Source organism: Xanthomonas sp. D-36-1, assembly GCF_017746155.1.
GTDB classification, from domain to species: domain Bacteria; phylum Pseudomonadota; class Gammaproteobacteria; order Xanthomonadales; family Xanthomonadaceae; genus Xanthomonas; species Xanthomonas cissicola.
In genome coordinates this window covers 1-16,880 of the sequence record NZ_JAGHWR010000019.1, presented here as the reverse complement: position 1 = coordinate 16,880, position 16,880 = coordinate 1, and the positions used below count along the sequence as shown (strand labels likewise).

The 16,880-nt window shown below is 66.0% G+C and carries 10 protein-coding genes; 9 read left to right on the top strand and 1 reads right to left on the bottom strand.

The window, feature by feature from the left end; genetic code table 11:
* Positions 1–315: 315 nt before the first annotated feature.
* Positions 316–2,715: a TonB-dependent receptor gene (locus J7367_RS05805; RefSeq protein WP_007964924.1), complete on the top strand. Its 2,400-nt coding sequence runs from the start codon at positions 316–318 to the stop codon at positions 2,713–2,715.
* Between the two features lie 199 nt (positions 2,716–2,914).
* Here J7367_RS05805 and J7367_RS05800 read toward each other — a convergent pair whose 3' ends face one another.
* The gene (locus J7367_RS05800; RefSeq protein WP_057659637.1) at positions 2,915–4,108 is read right to left on the bottom strand and encodes a cytochrome P450; all 1,194 of its coding nucleotides are present in this window, start codon (positions 4,106–4,108) and stop codon (positions 2,915–2,917) included.
* 441 nt (positions 4,109–4,549) lie between these two features.
* Between J7367_RS05800 and ybaL the strand changes: the two genes are divergently transcribed.
* The 8 genes from ybaL to J7367_RS05760 all read left to right on the top strand — a co-directional run bounded on the left by ybaL (position 4,550) and on the right by J7367_RS05760 (position 16,875).
* Positions 4,550–6,247: a YbaL family putative K(+) efflux transporter gene (gene ybaL / locus J7367_RS05795; RefSeq protein ID WP_057659621.1), complete on the top strand. Its 1,698-nt coding sequence runs from the start codon at positions 4,550–4,552 to the stop codon at positions 6,245–6,247.
* 333 nt (positions 6,248–6,580) lie between these two features.
* Complete coding sequence (locus J7367_RS05790) at positions 6,581–7,342, top strand: aldolase/citrate lyase family protein (RefSeq protein ID WP_057659623.1); 762 nt, start codon at positions 6,581–6,583, stop codon at positions 7,340–7,342.
* Positions 7,343–9,484 carry a TonB-dependent siderophore receptor gene (locus J7367_RS05785; RefSeq protein WP_057659625.1) on the top strand — a complete coding sequence of 714 codons (2,142 nt, stop codon included), beginning with the start codon at positions 7,343–7,345 and terminating at the stop codon, positions 9,482–9,484.
* Between the two features lie 235 nt (positions 9,485–9,719).
* Positions 9,720–10,946, top strand: coding sequence for an ATP-grasp domain-containing protein (locus tag J7367_RS05780; protein WP_057659627.1), 1,227 nt, complete (start codon positions 9,720–9,722; stop codon positions 10,944–10,946).
* A complete protein-coding gene (locus J7367_RS05775) occupies positions 10,943–12,745 on the top strand; it encodes an IucA/IucC family protein (protein ID WP_057659629.1) in 1,803 nt (600 codons plus the stop codon). Before J7367_RS05780 ends, J7367_RS05775 begins: the two co-directional genes overlap by 4 nt.
* A complete protein-coding gene (locus J7367_RS05770) occupies positions 12,742–13,938 on the top strand; it encodes an MFS transporter (RefSeq protein WP_007964910.1) in 1,197 nt (398 codons plus the stop codon). The genes J7367_RS05775 and J7367_RS05770 overlap by 4 nt, the downstream gene beginning before the upstream one ends.
* Entirely contained in the window at positions 13,916–15,685 is a 1,770-nt protein-coding gene (locus tag J7367_RS05765) for an IucA/IucC family protein (protein ID WP_057659630.1), read from the top strand. Before J7367_RS05770 ends, J7367_RS05765 begins: the two co-directional genes overlap by 23 nt.
* On the top strand, positions 15,682–16,875 hold the full coding sequence (locus tag J7367_RS05760) for a type III PLP-dependent enzyme (protein ID WP_057659633.1): 1,194 nt from the start codon (positions 15,682–15,684) through the stop codon (positions 16,873–16,875). Before J7367_RS05765 ends, J7367_RS05760 begins: the two co-directional genes overlap by 4 nt.
* Positions 16,876–16,880 lie beyond the last annotated feature (5 nt).

The window sequence follows — 16,880 nt, the reverse complement described above, 5'->3', positions numbered from 1 at the left end:
GGCACTTGAGTCGCGCGGCACTGCACGTTTGACGTGTCGCCACGTCACCGTCCCTGGCCACCCTCGCATACGTGAGGTGGTCAGGTTAGACGCTCTCCGCTGCACGCTGCACCGCTTCAGCAAGGACGCGCGCAGCAAAGTGCGCAAGGCGCCACACCGCGCGTTGCCGATTGCTGCCCTCTTCGCGCGCACTGCTCCGTACTGCGGCAGCAAGCGGCGCGCAGGCATGGCCGATTACCCGTACGCAGTCTCATTCCCCCGGTATTTACGGTGCTTCGTCGCTACGTCCATCACTCCTTTCGAGCCTTGACTCCCATGCACAACTCCAACGCACTCTCGCTGGCGATTTCAGTCGCACTCACCGTCTGTTCCTTCGCTGCCGGTGCGCAGTCGCAATCGACCCAGCCGCAGAAAACCCTCGACACCCTGATCGTCACCGGTACGCGCGTCAGCGACAGGACCGTGGCCGAATCCGAATCGCCGATCGACATCATCTCCGAGGAGTCGTTGCAGGCCACCGGCGCCACCGATGTCGCCACCGCGCTCGGCAAGCTGTTGCCGTCGCTGAACTTTCCGCGCCCGGCCATCGCCGACGGCAACGACGCCGCCCGTCCCGCCACGCTGCGTGGGCTGTCGCCGGACAACGTGCTGGTTCTGGTCGACGGCAAGCGCTATCACACCTCCTCGCTGGTGAACTACAACCCCTATGTCGGCCGCGGCTCGGCACCGGCCGATCTCAACTCGCTGCCGATGTCGGCCATCGCCCGCATCGAGGTGCTGCGCGATGGCGCGTCGGCGCAATACGGCTCCGATGCGATTGCAGGCGTGGTCAACATCGTGCTCAAGCACGGCGCCGCTGCCGGCAGCAACAGCATTTCGGTCAATGGCGGCATCATGGACAAGGGTGACGGCGCACAGAACGGTATCGACGGCTCGGTCGGCCTGCCGTTCGGCGCCACCAGCGGCGATACCGCGCCTGGCTGGGTGCGACTGTCGTGGAATTACCAGAATTCGATGGACACCAACCGCAGCGAGAACACCAATCGCGCCACCACGCTTGCCGGCGCAGCCAATCCCAGCGGCGTGCCCTACCAGCGCCATGGCGATCCGGATGCCAGGTTCTACCAGGGCCTGGCCGCGTTCGGCTATGACTTCACACCCAACGTCGAACTGTATGGCCATCTGAGCGTCAGCCGCCGCGAAGTGACTTCCAACGGCTACTACCGTGCCTACGACAACAGCGACCGCAATGTGCAGGCGGTGTATCCCAATGGCTTCCTGCCGCAGATCTACAACCCGATCAACGACCGCTCGGCGGTGCTCGGCGTCAAGGGCACCACCGAAAGCGATTGGCATTGGGACGTGTCGGCCACCTACGGCAAGAACGACATGACCTTCAACATCCTCAACAGCATCAACACCAATCTGTACTGGAGCACGGGCAGCTCGCCGACGAACTTCAATTCCGGCGGTTTCGAAACCGAACAGGGCACGCTCAACGCCGACTTCAACAAGTCCTTCGACTGGGGGCTGGCCTATCCGGTCAATCTGGCCTTCGGTGTCGAACACCGCCAGGACCGCTACGAGATCGTCGCCGGCTCGCCGGCGTCGTATTTCTTCGACCCCGACACCATCAACCCGGAGACCGGAAGCCCCTACCCCGGCGGTGCGCAGGTGTTCTCCGGCCTGGAACCCTCGGTGGCCGGCAAGTTCGGCCGCCACAGCAATGCGGCATACGCAGCGCTGGAAGCGGACCTGACCGACAAGCTGTCCGGCGGTATCGCCGGGCGTTACGAGAACTACAGCGATGCCGGTTCCACCCGCTCGGGCAAGCTGTCGGCCCGCTATGCGTTCACCGATACGTTCTCCATGCGCGCAACGGTCTCCAACGGCTTTCGGGCGCCCTCGTTGGCGCAACAGAACTACGCCTCGGTGGTGACCTTGCCGCAGGACGGTCAGCTGATCCAGGTCGGCACGTATCGCACCTCCGACCCGATCGCCGTGCAGCTGGGCGCGCGTCCGCTGAGCCCGGAAAAGTCCACCAATTACGGGATCGGCAGCGTCTGGCAGCCGACCGCCAACTTCACCTCGACGCTGGACGTGTACCAGATCCGCATCTGGGACCAGATCCTGTATTCGGACCAGATCCAGCTCGCCCAGCCGATCGGCCAGGTCGGTGCCGTGCAATTCTTCGTCAACGGCGCCACCAGCCGCACGCGCGGCGTCGACTGGGTCAACAGCTATCGGGCCGATCTCGGTGCCGGCGGCAGCCTCAACCTGAGCGCCAGCGCCAACTACAACAAGACCAAGATCCTGGAGTTGTCCAATCCGAACTTCGGACGCGCCAGCCAGGGCTTGTTGACCGAATCCACGCCACGCACCAAGTACATGCTAGCAGCGGACTGGACCTTGGACGGCTTCTCGCTCAATGGCAATGCCACCCGCTATGGCGCGATCAAGCGCATCGGCGATCCGGCCGACGGCAGCCAGGACCAGACCTACTCGGCGCGCTGGATCCTCAATCTGGCGGCCAACTACACCTGGCAGGCGCTGACCTTCACCGTGGGTGCCGACAACGTCACCAACCAGTATCCGACCAAGGCACAGCTGACCACCGGCTACGATGATCGCGCCAGCGGTCTGCAGTACTCCTCGTTGTCGCCGTTCGGCTTCAACGGTCGCTACTGGTACGGCCGGGTGACCTACCGCTTCTGATCGGCCGGCTCGAGCGAACCTGCCGATCCGGGCATGCGTACACGCAAACACCGCCGAGTGATCGGCGGTGTTTGTGGGTGTGGGCATCTCGATTCGGGTGCAGCGGCCATGCCTCGTCTGCCACGACGATTGCCAGCGCGGTGATTGCCGCTGCGATTCCATCCCGGCACGTCACGTCGCTGCACCGCCTGGCCACAGCTCACCAGGAGGCGAGCAGCGCGTCGACACCGCGCAGGTTGGCGCGATCGTTCCAGCTCAGCGTATCCAGCTGCTCCAGCCGAAGCGCCGGCAGACGCGCAAGCAGGCAGGCCAGCGCGGCTTCCATGTCGATCAGGGCCAGCCGGTTGCCCAGGCAGTGGTGGATGCCGCCACCGAACGACAGCGCGCGGCCCTGCTGGCGGCGGATATCCAGCACCTGCGGGTCGGTGAACTGCAGCGTGTCGTGATTGGCCGCGCCCAGCATCAGATACAGCATGGCGCCCTGGGGAACCGCCACGCCCTCGATCTCGAAATCCTGCAAGGCGGTGCGCGTGGCGATCTGCACCGAGCTGTCGTAGCGCATGCATTCGAGCACCGCGTTGGGAAGCAGGCTCGGGGTTTCCTGCAGCAGGCGCAATTGCTGCGGATGCCGATGCAGGGCGACCAGCGCATTGCAGATCATGTTGGAGGTGGTTTCGTGGCCGGCAAAGAACAGCAGGATCACGTTGGAGACGATCTCCTCCTCGCTCAGGCGGCGGCCGTTGTCCTCGGCCTGGATGAAGCGCGCGATCAGATCGTCGCCGCCATCGCTGCGACGTTGCGCGATCACGCCGTGGAAATACCTCGCCAGCTGGTCGTACGCCACGCTGGTCGCCTGCAGTTCTTCCGCCGTCATCATCGGATCGAAGACTTTTGCCAGCGCGCTGGTCGCGTGGCTCAGCGCGGTGACATCGGCTGCATCGATGTCCAGCATCCGGCAGATGATGGCGATCGGCAGCGGGAACGCGAACTCGGTCAGCAGATCGCAGTGGCCGTTGGCCTGGAAAGCGTCGATCAAGCCGGTGGCGGTATCGCTGGCTACCTCACGCATGAACTCCATCTGCCGAGCACCGAAGGCCTGCGTCATCAGTCCGCGCAACTGGGTGTGCAGCGGCGGATTGAGCAGCAGGAACATGCGGCTCATGCCCTGAAACAGCGGCAGGTGCACCGCCGTCTCGCCGTAGCGCAGACGAATGCTTTGCAGATAGTCGCGGCCGACCCGGCGATCGCCTAGCAGGCGATCGACCATGGCGTAGCGGCCGGACATCAGCCGGCCGTCTGCCACCTGCACCAGTGGGCCTTCCTCGCGCAGGCGTGCGTAGGTCGGATAGGGATCGTGCCGGAACTGGGGTGTTGCCAAATCGCTGAGATGCATGGACTTGCTCATGTGGCATCACCCGCAACGGGAGCGATGCATGCGTGCGCCTGCCGGAGAACGCCGGTGCTTCACTGGAAGCCCGAATTATCGGCATGCGCCATGCCCCGGCCTTGCGCAAGCGCGAAGCGGTGTCGTCAATGTTGAGCCGGCGTGCCGGACTTGCGCCGTGCGTCTCAGCTCGCAGAGGTAGGCATGGGCACAGCGGTTTACGCGCGGCGCCTGATGCATGTATCTGTTCGCGCGCATGCGCCGCGTGTCGCATCGCGTTAATCATGCGCTGTGTACTATGGGCGTCCGGCCAACCGGACCTGTCTTGCGGTCCAGTTCCCCCTGCCGGACTCCAGCCATGACCACGCAATGCCCGCAGGCGACGCCCGGCGCAGTGCCGTTGGCTGGTCGACTTCGACGATCTCCCGGACACTCTCACAACGGATTGGAATGCATCACGACACCAGCCTCATCGACATCATCGCCGTCGGCCTCGCGGTCGCCTTCATCCTTGGCACGCTCGCGCAGAAGGTGAAGCTCTCGCCGCTGGTCGGCTATCTGCTGGCCGGCGTGTGCGTGGGGCCGTTTACGCCGGGCTTCGTGGCCGACCAGACCATCGCCAACCAGCTGTCCGAACTGGGCGTGATGTTGCTGATGTTCGGCGTGGGGCTACATTTTTCGCTCGACGATTTGATGGAAGTGAAGTGGATCGCGGTGCCCGGCGCACTGGCACAGATCGTGGTGGCCACTTTGCTCGGCTGGGCGCTGGCGTGGAGCATGGGCTGGTCGCTGATTCACGGCTTGGTGTTCGGCCTGGCGCTGTCGGTGGCAAGTACGGTGGTGCTGTTGCGCGCCCTGGAAGAACGCCGTTTGCTGGACACCCAGCGCGGCCGCATCGCGGTGGGCTGGCTGATCGTCGAAGACCTGGTGATGGTGCTGGCATTGGTGTTGCTCCCGGCGCTGGCGGATGTGCTCGGTACCGGCACGCCAGCGGCGGCGCACGATGCCCAATCGCCCTCGCTGCTGGCCGCGCTGGGCGTGACTTTGCTCAAGATGGTGGCGTTCGTCGCGGCGATGCTGGTCATCGGCCGGCGCGTGATTCCCTGGTCGTTGGAAAAAGTGGCGGCAACCGGCTCGCGCGAACTGTTCACCCTGGCCGTGCTCGGCATCGCGCTGGGCGTGGCATTCGTGTCGGCCACGTTCTTTGGCGTGTCGTTCGCGCTCGGCGCGTTCTTCGCCGGCATGCTGCTCAAGGAATCGGAACTCAGCCATAAGGCCGCCAACGATTCGCTGCCACTGCGCGATGCATTTGCGGTGTTGTTCTTCGTCTCGGTGGGCATGTTGTTCGACCCGATGATCCTGATCGCGCACCCGTGGCAGGTCCTGGCGACCTTCCTGACCATCACCGTGGGCAAGTCGCTGGCGGCATTTCTGATCGTGCGCGCGTTTGGCCACCCCACCGGCACGGCGCTCACCATTTCCACCAGCCTGGCGCAGATTGGCGAGTTTTCCTTCATCCTGGCCGGCCTGGGCGTGCAACTGGCGATCCTGCCGGAAACCGGCCGCGACCTGATCCTGGCCGGCGCGCTGCTGTCGATCGTGGCCAACCCGTTCCTGTTCTCGTGGCTGGACCGCTGGCAGGCCAAGCAGGCGCAGGACGCGCCCGCCGCCGTCGAGCCGGAACTGCCGCCCGGCCCGCCGCTGCCGGCCGACGGGCATGCCATCGTGATCGGCTACGGCCGCGTGGGCAGTTCGCTGGCGCAGTTGCTGCGCAGCCGCGGCGTGCCGGTGCTGGTGATCGACGACAACGGCGACCACGTCGCCAAGGCGCATGCGGCCGGTATTCCCGGCATCCGGGGCAGCGCGGCAGCGGACCGCGTGCTGGCCGAGGCGCGCCCGGAGCACGCCAAGATCGCGATCCTGGCCATTCCGCAGCCGCTGGAAGCCGGCGAAGCACTGGCCAAGCTGCGCGTCATCAACCCCTCGCTGACACTGCTGGCGCGCGCCCACAGCGATGCCGAGGTCAAGCACCTGCTCGAACATGGCGCCGACGGCGCGGTACTGGCCGAGCGCGAACTGGCCTATTCGCTGGCCGAAATGGTGATGTCCACCCCGCCGTATCGCGCGTTGAACGTGCCGGCGTCGTAGTTGGGCGCGCGCGGATGGCGCTTTCCGCAAAACCCGTCCGCCGTCAGCACGTCATCTACGCACAAGCTGCTTCTGGAGCTGGCGCGTCTGTACGGCGGTAAGCGCTGCATCCGACAGCAGCGGCGTCCGCCCCGGATGACCAACACGCCGAAGCCCGTCGGCGTCCAACGCCCGCGGGCTTTTCCATTTCTGGCAGACACTTCAGTTCGAAAACATCGGCTTGATCGCTGTTCCAAACTGCGACCAGGGCAGCAAAAACCTCCCTTCAGACACACTTGATAATCATTCCCATCAAGCGCAGGATGAGCGCCCGTTTACTTGACGGCCTCTTCCATGGCGGTTGCAGTCGGCATCCTCAATGCATTGCCAAGCGTGCAGCTCTGCGAGCTGCTGGGCCGTCTCGGCTATGGCTTCGTGGTGCTGGATCTGGAGCATGTGCTGCGCGCGCCCGACGAACTGGAGCATGCCATCCGTGCCTGTGAACTGTCCGGCTGCGAAGCCTGGGTGCGGGTGCCGGAGGTGGACGAAAAACTGATCGGCCGGGTGCTGGATGCCGGTGCGCGCGGGATCGTGATTCCGCGGGCCGAGTCTGCGGCGCAGATCGCTGACGCCGTCGCTGCGGCGCGCTTCCCGCCGCTGGGCCGGCGCGGCATCACCGGCGGCCGTGTCACCGGCTTCGGCAACGTCGATCTGCCCACCTACATCGCGCAGGCCAATGCGAACATCCGTCTCGTGCCGATGATCGAAAGCGCCGCCGGCGTGGCTGGCCTGCCGGAGATTCTTGCCATCCCGGGCGTGGCCCTGGTGATGGAAGGCGCGCTGGATCTGGCGCTGGATCTGGGTCTGGGCGCGCAGCCCACCCACCCGCAGGTGTGGCAATTGCTGCTGCAACTGCATGCAAAGTGCATTGCTGCAAACGTCCCGTTCTGCCCCAATCCGCGCACCGACGCGCAACGTGCGCACTGGCTGCAACAGCCACAGTTGCGCTGGATGCTGGCCGGCGAAGACCGCGCGCTGATCCAACGCGCCTTGCGCGGCCATTTGGCCAGCCTTGCCGTCCCCCAATCACCTCCCGCCTGCAGGAGCACGCCGTAGATGTCGACGTTCCGTTTCCACGCCCTGGCCATCGCTATCGCGGCGAGCACGCTGACGCTGCCGCAGCTGACGCGCGCAAGCGATACGCCGACGACCGATGCGCTTGATGCGACCGTTAGCGGCACGCCGATCCGTGCGCTGGACGCGATCCAGGTGCAAGGCAGCCTGCTCGGGCGCTCCAAGCCCGACGATGTGCAGCGTTATGCCGGCAGCCGCCAGGTGATCGACCGTGACCAGTTGCGCAATGGCGGCAATCGTTCGCTGGACGATGCCCTCCAACGCGTGCCGGGCATCAAGATTTTCGATGAAACCGGCACCGGCGCGCTGCCGCAGCTGATGCTGCGCGGCCTGTACGAAAGCCGTAGCGGTCGCGTGCAGGTGCTCGAAGACGGCATTCCATTGGCGTTGGCCCCGTATGGGCAGACCAGCCTGTCGCTGTTTCCGGTAGGACTGAACCAGATCGACCGCATCGACATCGTGCGCGGCGGCGCAGCGGTACAGTACGGGCCGAATAACGTGGGCGGAGTGATCAACCTGGTCAGCAAGGAGATCCCGAGCGCGTGGAGCACCACGCTGGCGCACAAGGTCACCGCCGGCGGCCAGGGCCGGTTCCTGCAGGACAGTGCGCTCAGCAGCGGTGGATATCTCACCGATAACTTCGGGATGCAGATCGATGCCAATCGCACCTATGGCCAGTACTGGCGCGCGCATAGCGACACCGACATCAGCAATCTGCGCGTCCGTGCCGAATGGTGGCTGGACGACACCAAGCTGCTCAAGGCCAGCGTGCAGCGGTACCTGGTCGACATGGATCTGGCCGGCGCGCTGAGCCCGGATGATTATCGGCGCGACCCGCGCCAGTCCACGCGCCCGCTGGACAGCTTCAACGGCCGCACCACACGTACGTCGCTGAGCTACGAACAGCTGCTGGGCGATTGGGGACCGCTGCAGGACGTGCGCCTGGACTGGAGCAACTTCAGTGCACTCAGCAGTCGCAATTTCATCGTCGGCATGCGCCAGGCCTCCACCGAAACCTGGCGCTCGGACCTGCCACCGCAACTGCGCCAGACCGCACCGCGCGATTTCCGCGTGGTCGGCAGCGAACCACGGCTGAGCTGGAGCATGGGCGATGCCGGTGGCGTGCGTCAGCAGTGGACTGCCGGGGTGCGTGCAGTGCGCGAGGACATCGATTTCCTGGTCGGCAATCTGCGTCTGAGCGACGGGCTGTTCACCACCGTGCGCGATTGGCGGTTCGAAGACCGCGCGTTGGCCGCATACGTCAGCAACGCCATCACCTTGCCGGGCGAGCGCGTGACGATCACGCCGGGCCTGCGCTACGAACGCCTGGATTCGCGCTATTTCAATCGCGCCACCGGCGTCAGCACGCTCAACCAGACGCGCGATGTCCTGCCCGGCCTGACGGTGGGCTTCCAGGCAACTGAGCAGTGGTTCTTCTACGCCGACGGGCAGCGCTCGATGCGCGCGCCGCAGGTGACCCAGATCATCTTCGGCAACAACCTGGATGCCGAACTGGCCTGGAATTACGAGGCGGGCGCGCGCTATCAACCCAACGAGCGCACACGTATCCAGTTGGGTGGCTATCTCATCGATTTCGATCAACAGATTCAACTCGACAACACCACGCGCGTGTTCCGCAACCTGGGCAAGACCCGCCATCAAGGTGGCGAGCTGGAATTGCAGTGGAGCCCTGAGCAACTGCGTGCGCTCACCCTCAACGCCAGTTATGCCTATCTGGATGCCAGCCAGGAATCGGGCGCCTTCCGCGGCTTGCGTGTGCCTTACACCTCCCGCAACCAGATCACGCTGGGCGGCACTTACGCGCTCGGTCACACCACTGTCGCGCTTTCCGGCTATTACTTCAGCAAGGCCTTCAGCGACGCGGCCAACACCGTGCAAGAGAATGCCATCGCGTCGGTGGGTCAGTTGCCGGCCTACATGGTCTGGAACACGCAAGTGAGCCATACCTTGTTCGAACGCGATGGACAGAAGTTCAGTGCATCGTTGGCGATCAACAATCTGTTCGACCGGCACTACTGGTTTCGTGGCGTGGACACCAGCCCCTGGGGGCGCCAGGCCGCGCCTGCGCGCACCGTCACTGCCGGACTGGAGTACACGTTTTAAACCTGCATCACGTGGCAAGCGCTGCACACGACCAACGCAAAGGCGTAGGTTGCGCGTGAAGCAACGGCGGTCGTACTGACAGCCGCCAAGACAACACGGCGTGCATGAGGCACGCGTCATTGCCGCAGCACGCGGCATGCGATCGACGTATCGCAGGCCACCCACCGCCGCCATGGCGCCAGGCAGCCCGTTTCAGTACCGGTTTCCCCCACCGTCCTGTCGAACGAGAGCTGCCATGACTGCGACATCCGCTGCACCGTTGGTGATCCTCACCCATGTCTGCCATCCGGCCATCACCGAAGGTTTCCTGCCGGCCGCGCACGCGCTGGGCCTGCCGGTGTGGTTGCTGACCGACCACCGGCTCGACCACCTGGCTTATTTCCGCGAGCATCCGAGCCATGCACCGCAGCAGGTGATCGAATGCGACGTGTTCAATCCGCTCGGCGTCCTCGACGTATTGCACGATGCAGGCATCGCCCCGCGCGCGGTCTTCAGCAATAGCGACCACCTGCAGACCAGCACCGCGCTGGTGGCCGCAGCGCTTGGCCTGCCGGGCAAGGACTGGCAGGTGTGCTACGCCGCCAAGAACAAGGCCGCGATGCGCCAACGCTTGCGTGCGAATGGGCTGCCCTGCCCATGGTTTTGCACGCTGGCGCCGGGCGCGGCGTTGCCGGCACAGATTCCATGGCCTGTGGTGGCCAAACCTCGCGAGGGCGTGGCGAGCCTGGATGTGCGCCACTGCGCCGATGCAGCGCAATTGCAGGCCTACCTGGACGATGTATGGCAGCGCCATCCGCAGCGCGCCGTGCTGTTGGAAAGCATGCTGGAAGGTGCGCTGTTTACGCTGGAAACGCTGGGCGATGGCAAGCGCCTGCAAGCCGTCGGCGGCTTCAAGGTGCGGTTGTCGCCGCCACCGCATTTCGTCGAATGCGAAGCGCAGTGGGATGCCGACGTGGACACCACGGTGATCGCCCAGGCGCTGCAACAGTTGCGCGCGTTCGGTGTCGGCTTCGGGCTGTGCCATAGCGAATTCATTCTCACCGGCGACGGGCCGGTTCTGGTGGAGATCAATTACCGCAGCATCGGCGACCGTCGCGAATTCCTGCTCGACGAGATGTTTGCCAAGCAATGGTTCAACGCGGCGCTGGCACCGCATCTGGGCCTGCCGTTGCCACAGCTACGCAGTGCCCATGCACATGCCTTGCTGCGCTACTACGTGGCAGAACACGATGGCGAACTGGTCGCCGCCAGCGAAGACCACCGCCAGCGCGATGCGCACAGCGACGTGCAGTACCGGCGGATGCGCGCACCGGGCGAGCGCATCCGCCTGAGCCATTCCAACAAGGATTACCTGGGCGTGCTGAGCGCGTTGGCACGCGATGCGCAGACCCTGCAACACGCAGTGGTGCAGGCCGAAGCGGGGCTGCAGTGGCGCATCGATGGCGCGGAACTGCGCGCATGAGCAGCATGGCCGACCAACGCTACATCGCCACCCGCATCATCGATGCCTGCCTGCGCGAAGACCTGCGCGGGATCGCGACCCGCGGCAGTGCCGCGGTACCGGACGCCGAGGTGCTGGCGCAGTGGACCGACCCCATCCCGGTGCAAGGCTGGTGGCGCATCGCCCACCTGCCCGGCGGCACGGTGTGGCTGCCGATCCACCGTCAAGGCGCGCTGCAGGACATCGGGGCCTGCGGCGACAGCTGGATTGTGCGCAACAACGACGGCGTGCATGTCGAACGTGGCGCACACGCCTGGTTGCAACGCCTGGGTGCACAGCTCGATAGCGAAACGCAACAGCTGCATCGCGCCTACGCCGACGAAGCCGACTGCGCCGCTGCGCACCGCGGGCTGGCGCGGCAGGCCTACCACGCGCAGGCACCGGCGTTGCGCACTGCGCTGCATCACCGCGATGCCGCCGAGCGCGCCTACCGCTGCGACCAACTGGCCAGCTACCGCGACCATCCGTTCTATCCCACCGCGCGCGCCAAGGCCGGGCTGGAGGCGGCCGAGCTGCGCCACTACGCGCCGGAATTCGCGCCGACCTTTGCGCTGCGTTGGCTGGCGATTCCACAGGCGTTGGCGCAATGCACCAGCGCCCCGCCGGCCGCGCTATGGCCGCAGTTCGAAAACCTGGGTCTGCCGCCGGAACTGGCTGCCACGCATCTCGCATGGCCCGTGCATCCGCTGGTCTGGGAGCGCTTGGAGCAGGAAGGCTTCGCGCTGCCCGAGGGCGTGCAGCGAGCGCCGAACGCCTGGCTGGACGTGCGCCCGACGCTGTCGGTGCGCACGCTGGTGCCGTTGCAGCATCCGCACCTGCATCTCAAATTGCCCATTCCGATGCGCACGCTGGGCGCCCTCAACCTGCGTCTGATCAAGCCGTCCACGCTGTATGACGGGCACTGGATGGAGCGCGCATTGCGGCACATCGATGCGGTCGACCCTGCACTGCAAGGCCGTTGCGTGTTCGTCGACGAGTCGCACGGGGGGCATGTCGGGCAGACGCGGCATCTGGCCTATCTGGTGCGGCGTTACCCAGCGCTGGACGATGCCACGCTGGTCCCGGTCGCTGCACTGTGCGCGCCCATGCCCGATGGCCGCCCGATGGCGATCCATCTTGCCGAACGTTTTGCGCATGGCGAAGTGCTGCGCTGGTGGCGCGACTACACCGAGCTGCTGCTTGCCGTGCATCTGCGCCTGTGGCTGCGTTATGGCGTTGCACTGGAAGCCAATCAGCAGAACAGCGTGCTGGTGTATGCCGATGGCCAAGCCACGCGCCTGTTGATGAAGGACAACGACGCTGCGCGTATTGCGCTGCCGCAATTGCGGGAAGCGCTGCCGGAGGTGGATGCATTGGGCCCGTTGCAGGATGCGCGTATTGCGGTAGACGATCCACAGGCGTTGGCGCAGATGTTCTGCACGATCGTGCTGCAGCTGGATCTGCAGGCGGTGCTGGAAGGCCTGGCCGAATGGCAGCCCGCGCTCCGCGCGCCGCTGTACGCGCAGTTGCAGGCCCAGGTCGCTGCAACGCTGGCGCAGGTGGAAGGCGACGGCATCGATATCGGCCCCGCACGCCGCCTGTTGGCCGCGCCACGGCTGCCGGTGAAGTACCTGCTCAGCGCCGGCAGCCTGCTCAGCAAGCAGCTCACCGGCGCCACCGACATCAACAAGTTCTACGGCGACAGCGCGCCCAATCCGTTCGGCGATGCGTTCGCCGATGCGCGACATCCGCCGCGCACGCAAGCGGGCGCGGCGCGATGAGGCGCATCCTGGGTCCGGTGCTGGCTGCGCATTATCTGGCGGCATTCACGGCGCTGGGCATGCCGCTGTTTCTGCCGCAGGTCTTGGCCGAACTCGCACCGTCGGCCGCCGTGGGCTGGAGCGGCGTGCTGTATGTATTGCCCACGCTTTGCACCGCGCTGACGGCAAGCACCTGGGGACGTTGGGCGGACCGCAATGGACGCAAGCGTTCGCTGCTGCGCGCACAACTGGGCCTGGCGCTGGGCTTTGCGATTGCCGGCTTCGCGCCGTCGCTGACCTGGCTGGTGATCGGCCTGATCGTACAGGGCACCTGCGGCGGTTCGCTGGCGGCGGCAAATGCGTATCTGGCCAGCCAGCCGCAGGCCGGCCCGTTGGCGCGTGCGCTGGACTGGACTCAATATTCGGCCCGGCTTGCCATGGTGAGTGCGCCGGCACTGCTGGGCCTGGCACTGGCGCTGGGCCCTGCGCAATCGCTGTATCGCGCACTGGCGTTGCTGCCATTGATTGCGTTTGCGTTGACGTGGCGACTGCCGGCCGATCAGCCTGCTGCGCGAGAACACACTGCCGGCACACCTGCTACGTCTTTGAAGCAGGCCGCTTCATCGCCTGCATCGCCGCGCACCATCGCCGCGCCCTCGTGGCCAACCCTGCTGCTCGCCCAGTTCTTGTTCTGCTTCGCGATGGTGGTGACGTTCCCGTATTTCATTCCGTATGCGCTCGCGCGCGGCGCAGGCCACGATGCGCTTGCCGGCCTGCTCTACAGCCTGCCGCATCTGGTGTATCTGGTGGTGCTGCCGTGGTGGCGACGCGGCGATGGCCAAGCATGGCTGCTGCCGGGCCTGGCGTTGTTCGCGGTGGCCTGCGTGTGGCAGGCGCTGTTGCACGATGCGCTCGCACTGGCAGCAGCGCGGCTGTTGTTCGGCTTCGGCATGCTGTTCGGGCTGCGTGGACTCAACCGCAGCCTGGCGCACATCGCCAGCGGGCATAGCGCCGGGCGACTGTTCGGCCGCTTCGATGCCTGCGGCAAATGGGCCGGCGTCTTCGCCGGTGCCGCCGCCGGTGCGCTGGCGCAGGCGTCCGGCCCCGCCACCCCTTTCCTGGCTGCCGCGCTGGCCGCGGCCACTGCTGCACTCACCGTTCTGGTGCGCTTCCCTTCGAGGAGAACTGCCGATGTCGCCGCACACGATGCATGACCCCTGGTACGACAGCATGGCCGACGCGCAGGCCTGCAGCTGCTGGTTGAACTGCTATCTGCGCGAATTCGCGATTCCGCAGCATGCGGTGCAGTTCGACTATCGCGGACTGGATCGGCCCGGCCCACGCGTGGCAGAACAACGCTGGCTGCGCATCGATCTGGGCGAGAGCGGTGCGCTGTGCGTGCGTATCGCCCATGCCGATCGCCTGGGCCGCTGCCGTTTCGCCTCCGCGCCGTTTCTCAAGAGCGCCGGCAAACCGTGGCATAGCCTGGATGCGCAAGCGCTGGCACGCTGCCTGCTGCAGGCCTTGGGCAGCGCGCAGGCCATCAACCCGGAGCTGCTGGCGCAAAGCGCCAACAGCCTGGCCGTCACCGCTGCATTATTGCGCCAGGCGCAGGTCACCCCCGCCACCGGCGAGGCGATGATCGACGCCGAACAATCGATGCTCTGGGGGCATGCGTTGCACCCCACGCCCAAGAGCCGCGAGGGCGTGGATCTGGATCAGGTGCTGGCCTGCGCACCGGAAGCGCGGGCGGCGTTCCAGCTGTTCTGGTTCCGCATCGACCCGCGCCTGCTACGCACACAGGGACGCGACGTGCGCGCGACACTAAGGCAGCTCTGCGGCAGCGACGATCTTTACCCCTGCCACCCCTGGGAAGCGCAGCGGCTGCTCGACGCCCCCTTGCTGCGCAGCTTGCAGGCGCGCGGCCTGATCGCGCCGGTCGGCCCGTTGGGCGATGCACTGCGGCCGACCTCGTCGGTCCGCACGCTGTATCACCCGGAACTCGCGTATTTCCTCAAGTGTTCGGTGCATGTACGGCTCACCAACTGCGTGCGCAAGAACGCTTGGTACGAACTGGAGAGTGCGGTTGCGCTCACCGAACTGCTGGCACCGAGCTGGCGTGCCCTGGCCACACAGGTGCCGGGTTTCGATGTGATGCTGGAGCCGGCGGCGACGTCATTGGACGTGGCCTCGGTCGATCCCGCATTGCATGCCGCCGACCCGCTGGCCGCACGCGGCCTGTCGGAAAGCTTCGGCATTCTGTACCGGCAAAGCATTCCCGCCGCGCAACGGGCACGCTGGCAACCGCAGGTGGCTGCGGCCTTGTTCACCTGCGATGCGCAGGGCAATAGCGTGTGCGCTGCGCGCCTGCGGGCGCTCGGCAGCGCGCAGATGGACCGCCCAACCGCAACGCTGCTGTGGTTCCGCGCCTATGCCGGGCTGCTGCTGGATGGGGTGTGGAGCGCGCTGTTCCAGCATGGCATCGCGCTGGAGCCGCACCTGCAAAACACCGTGATCGGTTTTGCCGGCGGCTGGCCGACGCGGGTGTGGGTCCGCGACCTGGAAGGCACCAAGCTGCTCGCCCATCACTGGCCGGCCGCGCGCCTGCGCGGCGTCGGCGAACGCGCACGCCAATCGCTGTACTACACGCCAGAACAGGGCTGGAACCGGGTGGCGTATTGCGCGCTGGTCAACAATCTGGCCGAGGCGATCTTTCATCTCGGCGAAGGCGATGCCGCACTCGAAGCGCGGCTATGGCAATGCGTGGGCGAGATCGCATTGCGCTGGCAACAACGCCATGGCGCGCAAGCGGCGCTGCAAGGCCTGCTCGACGGCGCACCACTGCCGGGCAAGAACAATCTGGGCACCCGTCTATGGCAGCGTGCCGATCGCCAATCCGACTACACCGCGCTGCCAAATCCCATCCCCCGCATCGCGGCGCAGCGGCAGGTGGCGGCGTGAGTCTGCAGATCGATACCGCCGCAATGCTTGCTGCCTTGCCGCAGGTGCGCGAACGCTGCGATGGCCAGATCTGCGCGTATGTCTACGATCTGGCCGCATTGGACAGGCATGCGGCCTGGATGCGTGCGCAGTTGCCGGCGCAGTGCGAACTGTTCTATGCGGCCAAGGCCAATGCAGAGCCACCGATCCTGCGCACGCTGGCACCCCATGTGGACGGCTTCGAGGCCGCCTCCGGTGGCGAACTGGCCTGGCTGCATGCGCAGCAACCACAGGCGCCCTTGCTGTTTGGCGGCCCGGGAAAACTCGACACCGAGCTCGCCCAGGCAGCCGCCCTGCCCGACTGCACCGTGCATGTGGAAAGCCTGAGCGAACTCGAACGGCTGGCGGAGGTCGCTGCGCACGCCGGCCGCTGCGTGCCGGTGTTTCTGCGCATGAATATCGCCGTGCCCGGCGCCCAAAGCACGCGCTTGATGATGGGCGGGCAGCCCTCGCCTTTCGGTCTGGATCCGTGCGATCTGCACGCAGCGATGCAGCGACTACAGGCGAGCCCATCGCTGCGCCTGACAGGCTTTCATTTCCATCTGATGTCGCATCAACGCGACGACACCGCACAACTGCATCTGATCGCCGCTTACCTGCGCATCGTGCAGCAGTGGCGGCACACCTATGCGCTTGGCCCACTGCGCGTGAACGCCGGTGGCGGCTTCGGTGTGGATTATCTGGCACCGGACGCGTCGTTCGACTGGGCCGGCTTCTGCGCCGGGCTGCCTGCCCTGCTGCGCGACCATGGCACCGACCTGCGCCTGCGCCTGGAACCGGGCCGCTATGTCAGCGCCAGCTGCGGCTGGTACCTGATGGAGGTGCTCGATCTCAAACGCAGCCACGGCGCCTGGTTTGCGATCGCCCGCGGTGGCACGCATCACTTTCGTACGCCGGCCGCGCAAGGCCACGATCATCCGTTCCGTGTATTGCGCGGTGAGCGTGCGCCAGTGTTGCGCGAGACCCCGGTGACCCTGGTCGGCCAGTTATGCACGCCCAAGGATGTGCTGGCACGCGATCAGCATGTCGCCGCGCTGGCGCCTGGCGATTGCCTGGCCTTCCCGCTAGCGGGCGCGTATGCGTGGAATATTTCGCATCAGCAGTTCCTGATGCACCCGCCGCCGCAGAAGGTGTTTCTAAGGAAGGTCTGATCAAC